The organism is Kitasatospora sp. A2-31, from assembly GCF_022288725.1.
In the GTDB taxonomy this organism is placed as follows: domain Bacteria; phylum Actinomycetota; class Actinomycetes; order Streptomycetales; family Streptomycetaceae; genus Kitasatospora.
In genome coordinates, this window is the sequence record NZ_JAKNTA010000274.1 from 1 (window position 1) to 1,062 (window position 1,062).

2 protein-coding genes are annotated in these 1,062 nt (G+C 76.4%); both read right to left on the reverse strand.

Annotation, left to right across the window (positions count from 1 at the left end; translation table 11 throughout):
- The coding region (locus MCM47_RS41400) for an oxygenase MpaB family protein (protein ID WP_238951908.1) at positions 1-280 on the reverse strand (280 nt) is incomplete at its 3' end.
- A 166-nt stretch (positions 281-446) separates the two neighbouring features.
- A partial coding sequence (locus MCM47_RS41405; protein WP_238951909.1) for a hypothetical protein occupies positions 447-1,062 on the reverse strand: 616 nt, incomplete at its 5' end.

Consider the following 1,062-nt stretch of genomic DNA (forward strand, 5'->3'; position numbering starts at 1 on the left):
CGCTGCGGAAGCCGGAGTGGGCGGCGACGGCCGCCATGGCCAGCGGGTGGAGGGACTGCAGGAGCAGTGCGCGCAGCCCGCCGACGAACATGGCCGCGTCGCCGTGGACGGTGCGGATCGGCCGTTCCGGGCCGAACCAGCGTGGTCCGGGCCGCCCGTGTATGCGCTGTCGCACGGCGGGACCGTCCGGGCCGGCCACCCGCGCGAACAGCTCGGCTCCCAGCCGCTCCCGCAGCCCTTGCGTCGATCCGCCGCTCCGGGCGGCTTCCGCATCGTCCACACGGGTCTCCTGCCCCGTGGCGGCCCTCTTCCCCCGCGCGGGCGGCGTGTTTCTCGTCCGCCCGGCTGCTCGGCCGCCCGCCGCCCGCCGCCGGCTGCCGGCTGCCCGGCCGCCTGGGCGAGCAGCCGGCGGAGGGCGACCGGGCGACCGGACGGCGCCGAGGGGGTCAGGGGCGGGGCGAGGAGGACGGCGAGGCGGGGCCTGCCGACGCGCCGCCGCCGGGGGCGGCGAGGGCGGAGGCCGCGACCGCCTGGGTGCGGGCGGCGGCCTGGTCCAGCGGGAGGTGCTCGCCGCCGGCGGGGAAGAAGTCGATCGAACCGACCGCGCCGTAGTTCGCCCAGAAGCAGGTGGTCATCGGGAACGTCGCGGCGACGTTGTGCTGGCACTTCACCACCAGGGCGCGGGTGGTGAACAGCCGCGCCTCGCCGACGCGCTCACGGCCGTAGCCCGCGCTCAGCTTCATCGTGTGCTCGAAGGACTCCTCCAGCGCGGCCCTGGGGTCGGCGACCGCGGCGAACAGCTTGGTGCGGGCCGTGAAGTGGGGCACCGTCGCGGTGTGGGCGCCGCTGCTGAGCCGAAGGCGCGGGTTGCCGAAGCACGACGCGTCGGTGTGGTCGTCGCCGTCCGCCCCCGCGGGCGCGGGCAGGCCGTCGACGCCGAAGACGTTCATGTCCAGGTCGCTCCCGAAGTGGAAGCCGCCCTCGCCCTTGGCGCAGGTCATACCGTCCAGCTTCGGCACGTCGACCCTGGTGTAGCGCGTGCCCGGGTCCGGTCCGAGCTTC